Here is a 16449-nt window from a genome sequence, read left to right as displayed (position 1 = left end):
CGTTGCGTCAACACGGAGACCACCATGAGCAAGCAGCTGGACGTACAAGAATTTATCAACCGCCACCCCTTTTCGCGCTACCAGTGGGGGGTGTTCGCACTGTGCTTCATCATCGTCCTGCTGGACGGTTTTGACACCGCCGCGATCGGCTTCATCGCGCCCTCGCTGCTCAAGGAGTGGGGCATCGGCAAGCCGGCGCTGGCGCCGGTGCTGAGCGCCGCGCTGTTCGGCCTGGCCGCCGGCGCGCTGATCGCCGGCCCGCTGGCCGACCGCCTCGGTCGCCGCATCGTGCTGCTCGGCTCAGTGCTGCTGTTTGGCCTGGCTTGCGGCGGTTCGGCGCTGGCCGGCAGCCTGCAGCAGTTGACCGTGCTGCGCTTCATCACCGGCGTCGGCCTCGGCGCCGCCATGCCCAACGCGGTCACCCTGATCAGCGAATTCAGCCCCGACGCGCGCCGTGCCACCCTGACCAACGCCATGTTTTGCGGCTTCCCGCTGGGTGCCGCGCTGGGCGGCTTCCTGGCGGCGTGGATGATCCCGCAGTGGGGCTGGCGCAGCGTGCTCGGCCTGGGCGGCGTGGCGCCGCTGCTGTTGCTGGTGGCGATGTTGCTGGTGTTGCCGGAGTCGGTGCGTCACCTGGTGGCGCGGCGCGCCCCGGCCGAGCGCATCCGCGCCGTGCTGCGCCGCATCCACGCCTCGGCCGCCGACGCCAGCGGCTTCGTCACCAGCGAAACCAATGCCGCCAATGCTGCCAACGCCCACGGCGGCGGCATCGCCATGCTGTTCGCGCCGCGCTTCCTGGCCGGCACCCTGATGCTGTGGCTGGCCTACTTCATGGGCCTGGTGATCTTTTACGCGCTGATCAACTGGATGCCGATCCTGTTCAAGGAAGCCGGGCTGCCACCGGCCAGCGCCACCCTGATCGCCGCGCTGTTCCCGCTGGGTGGCGTCGGCGCCATCCTGTTCGGCTGGCTGATGGACCGCTACAACGCCAACCGCGTGATCGCGATCGGTTTCGGCCTGACCGCGGTGGCGGTGTTCATGATCGGCCAGGTGGTCGGCAACCTTGGCGTGCTGACCGTCACCGTGTTCGTCGCCGGCGCGCTGATGAACACCGCGCAATCGTCGCTGCCGGCGCTGGCGGCCGGCTTCTACCCAACCGCCGCCCGCGCCACCGGCGTCGCCTGGATGCTGGGCGTGGGCCGCTTCGGCGGCATCGCCGGCTCGTTCCTGGTGGCCGAACTGGCGCGCCGCCAGCTGGCGTTCAGCCAGGTGTTCATGGTAGTGGCGCTCGCCGCGCTGGTGTCGATGGCGGCCTTGCTGGTCAAACTGGCCACCGACCGCCGCACCCCGGGCGAGGGCGGCGGCGTCGGCCAGGGCGCGCCCGGCCTGCGGCCGCAAGTCAACCTGCACTGAGCGCCCGCCAGATGGCGCGCACCAGTGTCCGCTTCACACGGGCCGAATAAGCGCATACTGGAGGCATCCCCCAAGGAGCCTCCAGTATGCCCACTTGCTGGATCATCGCCGGCCCCAACGGCGCAGGTAAAACCACGTTCGCTGTCGAGTACCTGCCGATCGTGGCTGGCTGTTCACGCTTCATCAACGCGGATGCCATCGCTGCGAAGTTGTTGCCGCAGGCTCCTGCCTTGCGGGCGCGGGCTGCCGGTCGTCAGTTCCTTCGTGTGATCGCCGAACATATCGCCCAAGGCGAAGATTTCGCTTTCGAGACCACGCTGGCCGGGCGCGGTCATTTGCAACTGGTCGCCGATCTGCGCGCGGTGGGTTGGCGCGTCGAGCTGATCTACCTGGCGCTGCCGAATCGCGCGATGTCGCGGATGCGCGTGGCTGAACGTGTGTCGCATGGCGGGCATGACATTCCGGTCGCGGATATCGAACGCCGTTTCTCTCGCAGCCTGGGAAATTTGCTAAACTGGTTTGGCTCGGCGGTCGACGCCTGTCATTGCATGATGAACAGTGGGCCATTCCCGGAGCCTATATTCGAGCAGCGCGGAACACAGCGGCTTGTGCTGCATGAGGAACGTTACGAACTCTTATTTGGACAAGCGATATCATGAAGACGACTACTATATCGCCATCGCCGGAAATGCAGGCGATGCTGAAAGCGCTGCAAAGTGCCGTTACCAAGGAGCTGGAGCGCAAGCGGCGCTTGGGACACTATGCGGTCGTATGGCAAGACGGCCGGCCGGCGTTGCTCGGCGGAGAGAACGATCCGGCGCGTAAGGACGCCATGCGACGGCTATAGTGATTTGCCAAGGAGCGCGGTGCGGCCCCGGCGGGTGCTGCTCCGCGCCGTGGACGCGGAGCAGGGCAGACCGGCTTAGACGCCCAGCAGCGACACCGACTTGGTGTTCAGATAGGCTTCCAGCGCCTCCGGACCGCCTTCCGAACCGTAGCCGGAATCCTTGATGCCGCCAAACGGCATCTCGGCGCTCGGCGTGGCCGGCTGGTTCAGCCACAGCATGCCGACTTCGACATTGTTCATCAGCAGGTGCGCGTTCTTGATCGACCGGGTAAAGGCATAACCGGCCAGACCGAACGGCAGGCGGTTGGCCTCGGCGATGGCATTTTCCAGCGCGTCGAAGCCGCGGATCGCCGCGACCGGGCCGAACGGCTCGTCATTGAACACACTGGCGTCCAGCGGCACATCGGCCAGAATGGTCGGCGCGAAGAAATTGCCCTCGCTGCCGACACGCTCGCCACCGGTGGCGATCCTGGCGCCCTTGGCGCGCGCATCGTTGACCACCTGCGTCATCGCGGTCACGCGGCGCGCGTTGGCCAGCGGCCCCAGCGTGGTGCCCTCGACCAGACCATTGCCCAGTTGCAGCCGCTCGGCGTGCTCCACCATGGCGCGGGTGAACTCGTCCTTGATGCTGTTATGCACCAGGAAGCGGGTCGGTGAAATGCACACCTGACCGGCGTTGCGGAACTTGGCGCCGCCAGCCGCTTCCACCGCCAGCCGGACATCGGCGTCTTCCGCCACGATCACCGGCGCATGACCGCCCAGCTCCATGGTGGCGCGCTTCATGTGCAGACCGGCCAGCGCGGCCAGCTGCTTGCCGACCGGGGTCGAACCGGTGAAGGTCACTTTGCGGATGGTCGGATGCGGAATCAGGTAGCCCGAAATCTCGGCCGGATCGCCAAACACCAGACCGACCACGCCCGGCGGCACGCCGGCGTCGACAAAGCACTGCAGCAGCGCGGCCGGCGAGGCCGGCGTCTCTTCCGGCGCCTTGCACAGGAAGGAGCAACCGGTGGTCAGCGCGGCGGCCAGCTTGCGCACCACCTGATTGATCGGGAAGTTCCACGGCGTGAAAGCGGCGACCGGACCGACCGGCTCCTTCAGCACCAGTTGCTGGGCCGCCGGATTGCGCGACGGCACGATGCGGCCATAGACGCGCATGCCCTCGGCGGCGAACCAGTCGATGATATCGGCGCCAGCCAGCGCCTCGGCGCGGGCCTGGGCCAGCGGCTTGCCTTGTTCCTGCGTCAGCAGGCGGCCGATCTCCTCGGCGCGCTCGCGCAGCAGCGCGGCGGCGCGGCGCAACACGGCGGTGCGCTCAAAGGCCGGCACCTTGCGCCAGACGTCAAAACCACGCTGGGCGGCGGCCAGCGCGCGATCGAGGTCGGCGATGCTGGCGTGGGCCACGGTGCCGATCGGCTTGCCGGTGGCCGGGTTCAGCACCGGAATCGTCTTGCCGCCGGCGGCATCGCTCCATTCATTGGCGATCAGCAGGCGGACATCAGGATAGCTGTTGGTAGTCATGAGGTTCTCCGGTTCATACATAGAAAAGTGGCGTAGCGACCCTGGGGCGCCAGACCAGACCGCTACTGTGCCAGAAAAACGCCAACTCCGTGCAGCCGCCCCCCCGCACACCACCCACGCAGCACCCGCACACCACGTTTTTGTTGTGATTCTTTCAGAAGTGAAATATAATTTTCGTTATCCGAACTTAAGTTCGCAATCCGAATAAAAGCGTCGGCGTCACCGGCGACTATAATTCGGTATCCGAACTTTTTTGATGGAGCAGTTATGAAACAAGGCACCGCCGCCCCGGCCGACGCCAAGAACACCGTGCAATCCCTGGCCAAAGGCTTCAAGGTATTGCAGGCGTTCAGCGCGCAGGAACCGGAGCTGACGATGGCCGAGGTGGCGCGCAAGGCCGGCCTGGACAATGCAACCGCGTTCCGCTTCCTCAACACCCTGGTCAACCTGGGCTATGTCGAGAAAGTGGATAACAGCCGTTTATTCCGGCTGACGCTGCAAGTGCTGGATCTGGGCTTTCACGCGATCGCCCGTTCCGACCTGCGCACCCGGGCCCGCCCGATCCTGCGCGGCCTGGTGGGCGAGGTCAATGAAGCGGCCTCGATCGGCGTGCTGGACGGCAGTAGTGTGATGTATGTGGAACGGGTGCAAGCCGGCCTGACCGCGCTCGGCGTTGACGTGCGCATCGGCAGCCGGGTGCCGGCCTATTCGACCGCGGTCGGCCAGGCGCTGCTGGCGTGGTTGCCGCGCGCCACGCAGCTGCAGGTGCTGCAAGGCCAGCCGATGCTGAAGCTGACCGAGTACACCATCACCGATATCGACGCGCTGCTGGCGCGGCTGGCGCAGATACGCGGCCTCGGCTACGCGCTGTCGAACCAGGAAACGGTGTCCGGCCTGTACGTGCTGGCGGCGCCGGTGCTGGACATCGACGGTCTGCCGGTGGCCGCGCTGAGCGTGGCCGCGCCGGCGCGTCGTAGTACGTTAGAACAATTTGAACAAAACACGTTGGCCGCTGTGCTGGAAGCCGCGCAGCAGCTGTCGAAATCATTACACGCAACCGGCGGCTATGCCGCCCAGCAGCTGACCCAGTGACGCTGCCTTGCCATGGCCGATTCCGGCGCTGGGGCAGGGCAGTAGCGCCAGGAATGGAAACCGACACATGGACACATTCGGAGTTGCAGGCAGCGTCATCATCGTCACGATGGTGGTGCTCTACATCGCCCTGACCGCCTGGCTGACGGCGCGCTCGCGCAGCCGCAACGCCAGCGAGTTCATGGTCGGCGCGCGCAGCCTGCCGGCGGTGGTGGTGGGCGTGCTGATGGTGTCCGAATTCGTCGGTGCCAAGTCCACCGTCGGCACCGCGCAGGCGGCGTTCGAATCCGGCATGGCCGCCGCCTGGGCGGTGCTGAGCGCGGCGGTCGGCTTCCCGCTGTTTGGCCTGGTGCTGGCGCGCAAGCTGTACAACTCCGGCGAATACACGATTTCCGGCGCCATCTTCCAGCGCTACGGCCGCTCGACCCAGCTGATCGTGTCGCTGATCATGATATACGCGCTGCTGCTGGTCAACGTCGGCAACTACCTGAGCGGCGCGGCGGTGCTGGCCACCGTGCTGAAAGTCGAGCTGCCGTGGGCGGCGCTGCTGATCGCCATCGTCAGCACCTTTTATTTCGCCTGGGGCGGCATGAAAAGCCTGGCCTATGTGAACATCTGGCACAGCGCGGTCAAATACCTGGGCGTGCTGGTGGTGCTGGCGGTGGCGCTGACGCTGACCGGCGGCATCCAGCCGATGGTGAGCGCGCTGCCAGCGTTCTATTTCAGCTGGGACGGCCAGATCGGCGCGTCCACCATTGTCGCCTTCTTCATCGGCAACGTCGGCGCCATCTTCTCCACCCAATACATCGTACAGGCGATTTCGTCCACCCGCAGCGCCGACGCCGCGCGCCGCGCCACCTTTATCGCCGCCGCGCTGGCGGTGCCGATCGGCATCGCGCTGGGCCTGATCGGGGTGGCCGCGCGCTATCTGTATCCCGACCTGCGCAGCCTGTACGCGCTGCCGATCTTCCTGCAAAGCATGAACATCTACCTGGCCGGCTTCGTCACCGTGTCGCTGGTGGCCGCCATCTTCGCCGCCGTCAGCACGGTGGCGCTGGCGATCGCCTCGCTGGTGGTGCGCGATTTCTATCTTCCCTACCGGCGGCCGACGCCGGAACAGCAATTCCGCGCCACCCGCTGGCTGGCGCTGGCGATCGGCTTCGTGCCGCTGCTGTTCGTGCTGTTCGCCCCCGGCCTGCTGCACCTGTCTTTTTTTACGCGCGCGCTGCGCTTGTCGATATCGGTGGTCGCCATCATCGGCTTGTACCTGCCTTTCTTCGGCGGCAATCGCGGCGCGACCTGCGGCCTGATCGGGGCCGCGCTGACAACCACGGTCTGGTACCTGCTGGGTAATCCCTACGGTATCGACAATATGTATATCGCGCTGGTGACGCCGGCGCTCGTGATTCTGGTCGAGCGGGTGCTCGGCTGGTCCGGCAGCTCCGCCCGGCGGCGCTGATGTTTTTAGCCGCCAGAAGGCGGCTTCACTTGGAAGGGGCAACACCATGCCACGGCCGAAGCGGCCCTGGCGCAGGCTGTCATACAATATGAAGCAAACTCAATTCCTGATCCTGGGCGGCATGCTGCTGTCCGGCGCTTGCGGCAGCGCGGCCGCACAATCCGATGTGACCATGTACGGCATCATCGACGTGGGCGTCACCCACATCGACAACCTGCCGGGCGGCTCCAAGACCTATATGCGCCCCGGCTCCAAGGACGGCAGCCGGCTCGGCTTCCTGGGCAGCGAGGATCTGGGCGGCGGCCTGAAAGCCATCTTCAAGCTGGAAGCCGGCTTCAACCCGGACGACGGCACCGCCGGCCAGGCCGGCAGCCTGTTCAACCGCGCCGCCTACCTCGGCCTCAGCGACCGCAAGCTGGGCACGCTGACGCTGGGCCGCCAGTACTCGTCCTACTTCGACGCCATCAACCCGCTGGGTCCGGTGCCTGTGGTGACCGGCGCCGCCGGCGACCACCCGGGCGATATCGACGGCTTCGACATCACCATCCGCAGCAACAACGCCATCAAGTACACCTCGCCAACCTGGCACGGCATCACCGCCAGCGCCATGGTGGCGACCGGCGAGCAGGCCGGCCACAACGGCAGCGGTGGCGAGCACAGCGCCTCGATCAAGTACGAAGGCGGCGGCTGGCGCCACGCGCTGGCCTACCAGATGCTGAAGAACGGCCCGAGCCAGACCGGCTGGGACAGCACCGCGTCGACCAGCTTCTCGAAATCGGCCGTCAACGCCGGCTACCTGTCGGCCGCCGACGTGCAATACATCGCCGCCGCCAGCCGCTACGGCCAGGACAACTGGACCCTGGGCGGCTCGTTCAGCAATGTGCAATACCACGCCAACGCCGCCTCGCTGTTCCGCGACACCGCCATCTTCAACACCGGCGCCGTGCTGGCCAGCTGGAAGACGCAATCGCCGTGGGTGCTGGGCGCCGGCTTCAGCTACACCCGCGCCAGCCGCGCCAACGGCATCAGCGACAACGCCAACTACCGCCAGTTCTCGCTGCAGCAGGCTTACTGGCTGTCGAGCCGCACCTCGATCTACATCCTGGAAGCGACCCAGCGCGCGCGCGGCAAGACCCTGGGCACCGACGGTGTCAGCGTGATCGATGCCGGCGCCACCATCGGCGTGTCGCAGTCGGGCAACGTCGCATCGGATGCGCACCAGACCCTGCTGGGTATCGGTCTGCGTCACGCATTCTAAGCACGGACGGCGTCCGCGCCGCGCGCGCGGACGCCGCACAGTGGGGGAAATATGGCTATATCAAGACGCAAATTTTTGCTCGGCGGCGGCGTGGTCGCGGCCAGCTGGATCACCTGGAGCGGCGTGCCGGCCTGGGGCCTGGCGCCGGCGCCGTCGGCGGCGCAATTCATGGAGTTGTCCAGCCTGCTGGTCAACCACCGGCTGGACGCCGCCATCGGCGCCCGCATGGCGGCCTGGGCCGCGCAGCAGCATGCCGACTACGCGCAGATGACGGCGTCCATCGTCGGCATCGCGCAGGCGCGCCGCGCCGGCCAGGTCGAGGACTTCTTCGACGCGATTCCGGCCGGGCCGTTGCAGGAGTTCGCCCACTGGGTGATTTTCGCCTGGTACACCGGCTGCTCCGGACCGCAGAAGAACGCCGCCGTGTTCACCTACGAGGACGCGCTGACTTACAAGACCACGGCCGACGCGGTGGCGATTCCATCGTATGGCTTCTCCGGTCCCAACCAATGGGGCCGGCCGCTGGCGCCGTTGTCGCCGCTGCCCAGTTTTTGAAAGACCCTGACATGACTACATCAACAAGCGCCGACGTCGTCATCGTCGGCACCGGCGTCGTCGGCGTGGCGATCGCCGAAACGCTGCTGGACGCCGGCATTTCCGTGCTGATGCTGGAAGCTGGCCCGCGCGTCGACCGCGCCGAGGTGGTGGAGAACTTCCGCAACCTGCCGCTCGCGCTCAAGGGCGATCCGTCGTCGTGCTATCCGCCGGCGCCGTGGGCGCCGCATCCGATGCCAGCCACCGAAGCGGCGGACGACGCCTATTTGCAACTGAGCGGCCCCGACAAATACGCGCAAACCTTCATCCGCTACGCCGGCGGCTCGACCTGGCACTGGGCCGGCACCTGCTGGCGATTGACGCCGGACGACATGCGGCTGCAAACGCTGTACGGCGTCGGCCGCGACTGGGCGTTTGATTACGCCACGCTGGAGCCGTACTACGCCCGCACCGAGCACACGCTGGGCATTTGCGGCCCGGCCGATCCGTCGCTGCAATGGCCGCCGGGCGGCGACGCCACCCTGCGCTCCAAGCCGTACCCGATGCCGCCACTGCCGTTCGGTCCCGGCGAGCAGCGCTTCACCGAGGTGGTGAAGACGCTCGGCTACAACAACATCCCGACCGCGCAGGCGCGCAACAGCGGCATGCCCTACGATGATCGTCCGGCCTGCTGCGCCAACAACAACTGCGTGCCGGTGTGCCCGGTCGGCGCCAAATACGACGCCGCCACCGCCTTGTCGCGGCTGGAGGCCAAGGGCGCGGTGATCACCGCCAATGCCGTGGTCTACCGCGTCGAAACCAATGCTGCCAACAAGATCGAGGCGGTGCATTACTTCGACCAGAACAAGCAGCCGCACCGCATCACCGGCAAGTTGTTCGTGCTGGCCTGCAATGGCATCGAAACGCCGAAGCTGCTGCTGATGTCCAAGGACGAGCGCAATCCGAACGGCCTGGCCAACAGCTCGGACCAGGTTGGCCGCAACATGATGGACCATCCGCAACTGACCATGACGGTGACGCTGGAGGAGCCGTACTGGGCCGGCGTTGGCCCGGTGGTCAACAGCGGCATCATGGAAACCTCGCAGGGCGCGTTCCGCGCGCAGCACGCCGGTGCTTACTTCCGCTTCAATAACTTTGCGCGCAATCGCTTCGTGACCGTGGCGGCGCTGAAGAAGGGTTTGGTCGGCAAGGCGCTGGATAGCGAAATCCGCCGCATGACCGCTTGCACCGCCGACATCGTGCTGGCGCACGAAGTGCTGCCGTCCGCCGACAACCGCCTGACGCTGTCCGACAAGAAGGACTGGCTGGGCTTGCCCAAGCCGGCGATTCATTACGACGTCGGCGACTACGTGCGCAAATCGGCCGAAGTGTATTCGGTGCCGATCGGCAAACGCATCGCGGCCGCGATGGGCGCGACCGATATCAAGCTCAGCCCGAAGTTCAACCAGAGCAAGCACATCATGGGCGGCACCATCATGGGCCTCGATCCGCACGACTCGGTGGTGGACGCCGATTGCCGCGCGCACGATCACGAGAACCTGTTCCTGCCCGGCGGTGGCGCCATGGCCAGCACGGCCTGCGGCAACAGCACCATCACCATGGTGTCGCTGGGCTTCAAGGCAGCCGACGCCATGGTGCGCCAGCTGAAGGGGGTATGATGCGCAAGCTGATTTTCGCCATCCTCCAACTGACCGCCGCTGCCGCCTTCGCCGGCGCGCCGGACGCCGCGCTGATCGAGCGCGGCCGCTATCTGGCCACCGCCAGCGATTGTGTGGCTTGCCACACCGCGCACCGTGGCGCGCCGATGGCTGGCGGCCTGGTGCTGTCCTCGCCGGTGGGCGACATCGTCTCGACCAACATCACGCCATCCAGGCAGTACGGCATCGGCAACTACAGCGAACAGCAGTTCAGCGACGCCCTGCGCAAGGGCATCCGCGCTGACGGCCAGAACCTGTACCCGGCCATGCCGTACACCGCCTACGCCGTGATGACCGACGACGACGTGCACGCCCTGTACGCCTACTTCATGCACGGCGTGACACCAGTCGACAAAGCCAGCGAGCCGACCAAGCTGCCATTCCCGATGAATATCCGCGCCTCCATGAAACCCTGGAACGCGCTATTCCTCGACCAGCAGCCCGCCGTGCCCGCATCGGCCCCAGCCCCAGCCGCAGCCCCAGGCCGTTCGGCCGAATGGCTGCGCGGCCAATACCTGGCCGACGGCGCCGCCCACTGCAGCACCTGCCACACCCCGCGCGGCTTCCTGATGCAAGAGAAAAAGGAGCTGTACATGGCCGGCGCCCAAGTCGGCCCCTGGTACGCACCCAACATCACCTCCGACCACGCCGCCGGCATCGGCAGCTGGACCGAGGCCGAACTGGTGCAGTACCTGCGTACCGGCCGCATCGCCGGCAAAGCGCAAGCCGCCGGCAGCATGGCCGAAGCCATCAGCTACAGCTTCAGCAAGCTGACCGACACCGACCTGAAAGCCATCGCCGTCTACATCAAGACGCTGCCAGCCGTGGCCGGCGACGGCCCGTCGCGCTTCGAGCAGGGCAAACCAGGCAACGCGCTGGCCAACCTGCGCGGCAAACCGTACGCCGATAACATGAAAGGCCCACATCTGGGCGCCCAAGTGTATTCGGCCAACTGCGCATCGTGCCACGGCGCCAGCGGGCAGGGCACGTCAGACGGCTATTACCCCAGCCTGTTCCACAACTCGGCCACCGTCAGCAACAGCAACCTGCTGGCGACCATCCTGCTGGGCGTGAACCGCGAAACCAAAGACGGCCACGTCTTCATGCCGCCATTTGGCGACCAGCCGAACGCCGTCAACCACCTGTCCAACGACGACATCGCGGCATTGGCCAACTACATCCAGGTGCAATACGCGACCGGCGCCCCGACCATCAAGGCCGACGACGTCGCGCAGATCCGCCAGGGCGGCCCGCAATCCAACCTGCTGTTGCTGGCGCGCCTGGGCATGGTGGCCGGCGGACTGCTGCTGGCGGCGCTGGTCATCATCGTACTGCGCCGCCGCGATCAACAGAACAAGGAATGAATATGACTACACCAACCATCTCTCGCCGCAGCGCGCTCAAAGCGCTGGGCGTGGCGACGCTGGCCAGCGTCGCCGGACAGCTGCTGCTGGCCACGCGCGCCAAGGCCGCGCTGGAGCCGGCCGGGCAAGGCTTGAAAGACTTCCTTGCCGTGTCGACCACGCTGACCGGCAAAAACGACCTGAATCCCACGCTGGCACTGGCGTTGTACAAAGCCATGCAGCAGACCCAGCCCGAGCTCGACGGCGCGCTGCTCAAGCTGAAGACCGCGCTTGCGCAGGACACCGTGCTGGCCGGCGGCGACAAAACCGCCTTCGCCGACGAGCAAAAAGCCGAACATGCGCTGAGCCAGGCCATCCTGCAAGGCTGGTATCTGGGCACCGTGGGCAAGGGCAAGAAAGCCGTCTGCGTCACCTACGTCGACGCGCTGTCGAATCGCGCCGTGGCCGACACGCTGGTGCCGCCGAGTTACTCCTATGGTCCTTGCGGCGCGTGGCAGGTCAAGCCGTAATTTACTGAAGAACATCCCTATGAATAACAATCTCTCAGCCGATGTAGTTGTCATCGGCGGCGGCATCAGCGGCTCGCTGCTGGCGCGCAAACTGGCACTGGCTGGCCAGTCCGTCCTGATGCTGGAATCCGGCCCGCGCAAGCAGCGCGGCGAACTGGTCCAGAACTACCGTCACTCCGCCTTCAAGGCCGATTTCATGGCGCCGTATCCGTTCTCGGAAAAAGCGCCGCATCCTGTGTTCACGCCGGAGCCCAACAAATATATCGAACAGACCGGTCCGCACGCCTTCCAGGCGCAGTACATCCGCATGCTGGGCGGCACCAGCTGGCACTGGGCGGCGCAGATGTGGCGCTACCTGCCGTCCGACTTCCGCACGCAATCGCTGTATGGCGTCGGCAAGGACTGGCCGATCAGCTATGACGATCTGGAGCCGTACTACTACGAAGCGGAAGTGATTTGCGGCGTCGGCGGCGCACCGGATACCGGCTCGCCGCGCGCCAAGCCATTCCCGATGGAGCGCGTGCCGGCCTCGTACTTCCAGCAGCGTGTGACCGAGCGTCTGGCGCCGAAGTTCAATGTGCAGGATGACTGCACCGCGCGCAACAGCCGCAGCTTCGATGGCCGTCCGGCCTGCTGTGGCAATAACAACTGCATGCCGTTGTGCCCGATCGACGCGCAGTATCACGGTGGCATCGCCGCCGCCAGCGCCGAGCAGGCCGGCGTGCAGGTGGTGACCGAGGCCGTGGTGTATCAGCTGGAGCATGACGACCAGGGCCGCATCACGGCCGTCAACTACTACGACTGGAACAAGACCTCGCACCGCGTCACCGGCAAGACCTTTGTGCTGGCCGCGAACGCGATTGAGTCCGCCAAGCTGTTGCTGATGTCGACCAGCGCGCAATTCCCGGATGGTGTGGCCAACCGCAGCGGCAATGTGGGCCGCAATCTGTGCGACCACCCGGCGATCGGCGTCACGTTCGATATGGACGAACCGGTGTGGCCGGGCCGTGGTCCGGTCAGCCCATGCTCGATCGGCCAGTTCCGCGATGGCGCGTTCCGTTCGCAGCACTCGGCGTTCCGGATTGATATTTCGAACGCGTCGCAGGTGGCGTCGGTGACCAAGGAATTGATTGGTGAGGGTTACTACGGCATCAAGCTGGAAGGGGCGATTCGCGACCGCGCATCGCGCCGGGTCAGCATCAAGAATGCGCTGGAGCAGTTGCCCGATCCGAATAATCGTGTGACCTTGAGTGCGAAGAAAGACGCGCTGGGCTTGCCTGCGCCGAGTATCTACTGGAATGTGGATGATTACGTGCTGAAGGGCACGGAGGAGACGCGCAAGCGCTACGACGAGATCGCCGCGCAGCTGGGTGCCACCAACGTCAAGCACAGCAAGGAGGGCGCGTTCAGCAACCGCCAGCACATCATCGGCACGCTGTCGATGGGCAAGGATGTGGCGACCAGCGTGACCGACCAGTGGGGCCGGGCGCACGATCACGCCAACCTGTACATGGTGGGCACCGGCGTGATGCCGACCGTCGGTACCGTCAACGTGACGCTGACCGCGGTCGCGCTGGCATTGCGTACCGCTGACAAGATCCTGTCGGAGGTGCGTCATGGCTAAATTCATGCTGAAACCATTGGCCTGGCTCGCCTGCGCGAGCGCACTGCTGGCCGGCGGCGCTGCGGCGGCGCAGGAAGCCGCCCCTGTCCGCGCGGCCGCAGCCCATGCGGGCAGCGCGGCGCCGGCGCAACTGGCGGTCGCAACTGGCGCGCCGGGCGCGCAAGCTGGCGCGGCGGCCGCATCGTCGCAAATCGAGCGCGGCAAGTATCTGGCCACGGCGGGCGACTGCGTGGCCTGCCACACCGCATCCGGCAAGGCACCATTCGCCGGCGGCGTCGCGATCGAAAGCCCGCTGGGCCTGATCTACTCGACCAACATCACGCCATCGAAAACCGCCGGCATCGGCAACTACACGCTGGAGCAGTTCAGCCGCGCCGTGCGCCACGGCGTGCGCGCCGACGGCAGCCATCTGTACCCGGCGATGCCATACACCGCCTACGCCAAGCTGAGCGACGACGACACCGCCGCCCTGTACGCCTACTTCACCCAAGGCGTCAAGGCCGACGACAGCAAGCCGCCGCAAACGCAGCTGCCATTCCCGTTCAACATCCGCGCCTCCATGGGCGTATGGAACGCGCTGTTCCTGGACGACAAACCGTACGTGGCCGACAAATCCAAGTCCGTCGAATGGAATCGCGGCGCCTACCTGGCGCAAGGGCTGGCGCACTGCAGCACCTGCCACACCCCGCGTAACTTCCTGATGGCCGAAAAGCACGACCTGTACCTGCAAGGCGCCTCGCTCGGCACCTGGTACGCCCCTGCCATCACGCCGGGCCGCAACGGCTGGAACCAGCAAACCCTGGCCGACTACCTGCGTACCGGTCACGCCAGCAACGGCGCCACCGCCGCCGGCCCGATGCTGGAAGCGATCGACAAAAGCTTCTCCAAGCTGGACCAGCAAGACATCCTGGCGCTGTCGGTCTACCTGAGCGACTTGCCGCAACATGAGCACGCCGCTGCAGCAGCGCCAGTGGTGCCGCCAGTGTCCGGCAGCGACATCGCGGAAATGGCCGGCCAGATCAGCGCCGGCGAACAGCTGTATCGCAGCAATTGCGCCTCCTGCCACCAGAACACCGGTGACGGCATGCGAGGCCTGCCGGCGCTGCGCAACCACAGCGTGCTGCACCACCCAAGCGCCGACAACGTCAGCATGGCCATTCTGCAAGGCGTCTGGCCCGAGCACGGCCAAGGCATGCCCGGTTTTGCCAACGAACTCAGCGACCGCGAGATCGCCGAAATCAGCAACTACGTGATGACCACCTTCGGCCAAAACAAAGCCAGTGTGGACGAACACCGCGTGGCCGCCTTGCGCCAGGGCGGCGACACCTCGCCGCTGTTGCTGTTGTCGCGCATCGGCATGGTGGGCGGCGCGCTGCTGGTGCTGGCCGCGCTGATCGCCATCCTGCGCCGCAAGAAGAAACAGGCATAACAAACCAGCGCCCGCAGCGGCAGCCGGCGGCGGGCGCTTTTAACCGATAAGGAATGCATGATGAAGTGGTTTTACGATCTGAAAATCGCGAAGAAATTGATCTTGTCGTTCAGCCTGGTGCTGGGGCTGACCATGATCCTCGGCGTGTTGACCGTGCAGGGCATGGGACGACTGAACGCGGCCTCCAACAAGCTGTCCGCGCAATGGCTGCCGAGCATGCGCTACATCCTGGCGCTGAAAGCCGCCGTCAACACCACCCGCCGTTACGAAATGGAACAGCTGCTGAGCAACGATCCAGCGCGCGTGGAGAAATTCGACCAGATGATCGCCAAGATGGTTGGCAAGGTCGACAAGCTGCAAAAGCAATATGAGGACACGCTGTCCAGCGCCGAGGACCGCAAGCTGCTTGACCAGCTGGTGCGGCTGCGCGCGGCCTATGCCGTTGAGCGCGGCAAGATGCTTGCGCTGCAGCGCGAGGGCAAGAAGGCGGAAGCGCTGACGCTGGCCGAGGGCCATTCGTTCGACCTGATGAACCAGATCGCCTCTACCATCGACGACATCGCCCAGCGCACGCAGGACGGCGGCGAGGCCGCCAGCGCCGATGCCGAGGAAGCCTACCTCAGCGCCCGCGCCCAGGCGATGGGGCTGCTGGCGGCCGACATCGTCATCGGCCTGCTGCTGGCGGTCTGGATCGCGCGCATCGTGTCGCAGCCGCTGCAGCGTGCCGTGACGGTGGCACGGCAGGTGGCCGATGGCGACCTGAGCGCCGACGTGCGCGCCACCTCGGCCGATGAAACCGGCCAACTGATGGACGCGCTGGCGCACATGAACAACGGCTTGCGCCAGCTGGTGGGCCAGGTGCGCGGCAGCACCGACACCATCGCCACCGCCTCGACCCAGATCGAGGCCGGCAACCAGGATCTGTCGGCGCGCACCGAGCAGCAGGCCAGTTCGCTGGAAGAGACCGCGTCGTCGATGGAGGAACTGACCTCGACCGTCAAGCAGAATGCCGATAACGCGCGCCAGGCGAACGGGCTGGCGCTGTCGGCGTCGCAGATCGCCGCGCGCGGTGGTGACGTGGTGGGGCAGGTGGTGGACACCATGGCATCGATCAACGCCTCGTCGAATAAAATCGTCGACATCATCGCCGTGATTGACGGCATCGCGTTCCAGACCAATATCCTGGCGCTGAACGCGGCGGTGGAGGCCGCGCGCGCAGGCGAGCAGGGCAGGGGCTTTGCAGTCGTGGCCACCGAAGTGCGCAATCTGGCGCAACGCTCGGCCGCCGCCGCCAAGGACATCAAACTGCTGATTGGCGATTCGGTGGAGCAGGTGGAGGCCGGCTCGCGGCTGGTCGACCAGGCTGGCGCCACCATGGGTGAAGTGGTGGCCAGCATCACCCGCGTGGCCGACATCATGAGCGAAATCACCGCCGCCAGCCAGGAGCAGAGCGCCGGCATCGAGCAAGTCAACCAGGCCATCACCCAGATGGATCAGGTGACGCAGCAGAATGCCGCGCTGGTCGAAGAAGCGGCGGCCGCCGCCGAGGCGATGCAGGATCAGGCGAACGGGCTGAGCCAGCTAGTCAGCACCTTCAAACTCGGGCCGGGCAGCGCGCTGATTCGTTTGCCAGGTTAGCACCACCTGCCAAGATTTGGCCCGGCGAGAGAGGCCGGGCCAT

At 66.0% G+C, this 16449-nt stretch carries 14 protein-coding genes; 13 read left to right on the top strand and 1 reads right to left on the bottom strand.

Features of this window, described 5'->3' with window-relative positions; translation table 11 throughout:
• Positions 1-24 precede the first annotated feature (24 nt).
• The 3 genes from GJ699_RS07650 to GJ699_RS07640 all read left to right on the top strand — a co-directional run bounded on the left by GJ699_RS07650 (position 25) and on the right by GJ699_RS07640 (position 2260).
• On the top strand, positions 25-1413 hold the full coding sequence (locus GJ699_RS07650; protein WP_154374731.1) for an MFS transporter: 1389 nt from the start codon (positions 25-27) through the stop codon (positions 1411-1413).
• A gap of 86 nt (positions 1414-1499) precedes the next feature.
• Positions 1500-2072 (top strand): ATPase, encoded by a 573-nt coding sequence (locus GJ699_RS07645; RefSeq protein WP_154374729.1) that lies wholly within the window; start codon positions 1500-1502, stop codon positions 2070-2072.
• On the top strand, positions 2069-2260 hold the full coding sequence (locus tag GJ699_RS07640) for a hypothetical protein (RefSeq protein WP_154374727.1): 192 nt from the start codon (positions 2069-2071) through the stop codon (positions 2258-2260). The genes GJ699_RS07645 and GJ699_RS07640 overlap by 4 nt, the downstream gene beginning before the upstream one ends.
• A gap of 75 nt (positions 2261-2335) precedes the next feature.
• On the opposite strand, the gene GJ699_RS07635 is transcribed toward GJ699_RS07640, so the two are convergent.
• Positions 2336-3781: an NAD-dependent succinate-semialdehyde dehydrogenase gene (locus GJ699_RS07635; RefSeq protein ID WP_154374725.1), complete on the bottom strand. Its 1446-nt coding sequence runs from the start codon at positions 3779-3781 to the stop codon at positions 2336-2338.
• A gap of 267 nt (positions 3782-4048) precedes the next feature.
• Here GJ699_RS07635 and GJ699_RS07630 point away from each other — a divergent pair, with 267 nt between their 5' ends.
• From GJ699_RS07630 to GJ699_RS07585, 10 genes are all read left to right on the top strand, one after another.
• Positions 4049-4873, top strand: coding sequence for an IclR family transcriptional regulator (locus GJ699_RS07630; protein ID WP_154374723.1), 825 nt, complete (start codon positions 4049-4051; stop codon positions 4871-4873).
• 67 nt (positions 4874-4940) lie between these two features.
• Complete coding sequence (locus GJ699_RS07625; RefSeq protein ID WP_154374720.1) at positions 4941-6332, top strand: sodium:solute symporter family protein; 1392 nt, start codon at positions 4941-4943, stop codon at positions 6330-6332.
• 88 nt (positions 6333-6420) lie between these two features.
• On the top strand, positions 6421-7590 hold the full coding sequence (locus GJ699_RS07620; protein ID WP_154374718.1) for a porin: 1170 nt from the start codon (positions 6421-6423) through the stop codon (positions 7588-7590).
• Between the two features lie 51 nt (positions 7591-7641).
• On the top strand, positions 7642-8145 hold the full coding sequence (locus GJ699_RS07615; protein ID WP_154374716.1) for a sugar dehydrogenase complex small subunit: 504 nt from the start codon (positions 7642-7644) through the stop codon (positions 8143-8145).
• Between the two features lie 11 nt (positions 8146-8156).
• Positions 8157-9803: a GMC family oxidoreductase gene (locus GJ699_RS07610; RefSeq protein WP_154374714.1), complete on the top strand. Its 1647-nt coding sequence runs from the start codon at positions 8157-8159 to the stop codon at positions 9801-9803.
• Positions 9800-11206, top strand: a complete 1407-nt coding sequence (locus GJ699_RS07605; RefSeq protein ID WP_154374712.1) for a cytochrome c — start codon at positions 9800-9802, stop codon at positions 11204-11206. The genes GJ699_RS07610 and GJ699_RS07605 overlap by 4 nt, the downstream gene beginning before the upstream one ends.
• A 2-nt stretch (positions 11207-11208) precedes the next feature.
• Positions 11209-11715, top strand: coding sequence for a sugar dehydrogenase complex small subunit (locus GJ699_RS07600; RefSeq protein ID WP_195763486.1), 507 nt, complete (start codon positions 11209-11211; stop codon positions 11713-11715).
• Positions 11716-11734: 19 nt separating this feature from the next.
• A complete protein-coding gene (locus GJ699_RS07595; protein ID WP_154374708.1) occupies positions 11735-13339 on the top strand; it encodes a GMC family oxidoreductase in 1605 nt (534 codons plus the stop codon).
• Entirely contained in the window at positions 13332-14768 is a 1437-nt protein-coding gene (locus tag GJ699_RS07590; RefSeq protein ID WP_229261986.1) for a cytochrome c, read from the top strand. The genes GJ699_RS07595 and GJ699_RS07590 overlap by 8 nt, the downstream gene beginning before the upstream one ends.
• A gap of 57 nt (positions 14769-14825) precedes the next feature.
• A complete protein-coding gene (locus GJ699_RS07585; protein WP_308495506.1) occupies positions 14826-16406 on the top strand; it encodes a methyl-accepting chemotaxis protein in 1581 nt (526 codons plus the stop codon).
• The last annotated feature ends 43 nt before the right edge of the window (positions 16407-16449 follow it).

The sequence above is a fragment of the Duganella guangzhouensis genome, assembly GCF_009674535.1.
Taxonomy (GTDB): Bacteria; Pseudomonadota; Gammaproteobacteria; order Burkholderiales; family Burkholderiaceae_D; genus Rugamonas; species Rugamonas guangzhouensis.
The sequence above is the reverse complement of the archived record's forward strand: the minus strand, read 5'-3'. Positions and strand labels throughout refer to the sequence as shown.

Bases quoted from the DNA above. Each gene is read 5' to 3' on its own strand.
- GJ699_RS07605 (WP_154374712.1), top strand. From the start codon at position 9,800: ATGATGCGCAAGCTGATTTTCGCCATCCTCCAACTGACCGCCGCTGCC.
- GJ699_RS07640 (WP_154374727.1), top strand. From the start codon at position 2,069: ATGAAGACGACTACTATATCGCCATCGCCGGAAATGCAGGCGATGCTG.
- GJ699_RS07595 (WP_154374708.1), top strand. From the start codon at position 11,735: ATGAATAACAATCTCTCAGCCGATGTAGTTGTCATCGGCGGCGGCATC.
- GJ699_RS07625 (WP_154374720.1), top strand. From the start codon at position 4,941: ATGGACACATTCGGAGTTGCAGGCAGCGTCATCATCGTCACGATGGTG.
- GJ699_RS07600 (WP_195763486.1), top strand. From the start codon at position 11,209: ATGACTACACCAACCATCTCTCGCCGCAGCGCGCTCAAAGCGCTGGGC.
- GJ699_RS07620 (WP_154374718.1), top strand. From the start codon at position 6,421: ATGAAGCAAACTCAATTCCTGATCCTGGGCGGCATGCTGCTGTCCGGC.
- GJ699_RS07585 (WP_308495506.1), top strand. From the start codon at position 14,826: ATGATGAAGTGGTTTTACGATCTGAAAATCGCGAAGAAATTGATCTTG.
- GJ699_RS07615 (WP_154374716.1), top strand. From the start codon at position 7,642: ATGGCTATATCAAGACGCAAATTTTTGCTCGGCGGCGGCGTGGTCGCG.
- GJ699_RS07650 (WP_154374731.1), top strand. From the start codon at position 25: ATGAGCAAGCAGCTGGACGTACAAGAATTTATCAACCGCCACCCCTTT.
- GJ699_RS07590 (WP_229261986.1), top strand. From the start codon at position 13,332: ATGGCTAAATTCATGCTGAAACCATTGGCCTGGCTCGCCTGCGCGAGC.
- GJ699_RS07645 (WP_154374729.1), top strand. From the start codon at position 1,500: ATGCCCACTTGCTGGATCATCGCCGGCCCCAACGGCGCAGGTAAAACC.
- GJ699_RS07610 (WP_154374714.1), top strand. From the start codon at position 8,157: ATGACTACATCAACAAGCGCCGACGTCGTCATCGTCGGCACCGGCGTC.
- GJ699_RS07630 (WP_154374723.1), top strand. From the start codon at position 4,049: ATGAAACAAGGCACCGCCGCCCCGGCCGACGCCAAGAACACCGTGCAA.
- GJ699_RS07635 (WP_154374725.1), bottom strand. From the start codon at position 3,781: ATGACTACCAACAGCTATCCTGATGTCCGCCTGCTGATCGCCAATGAA.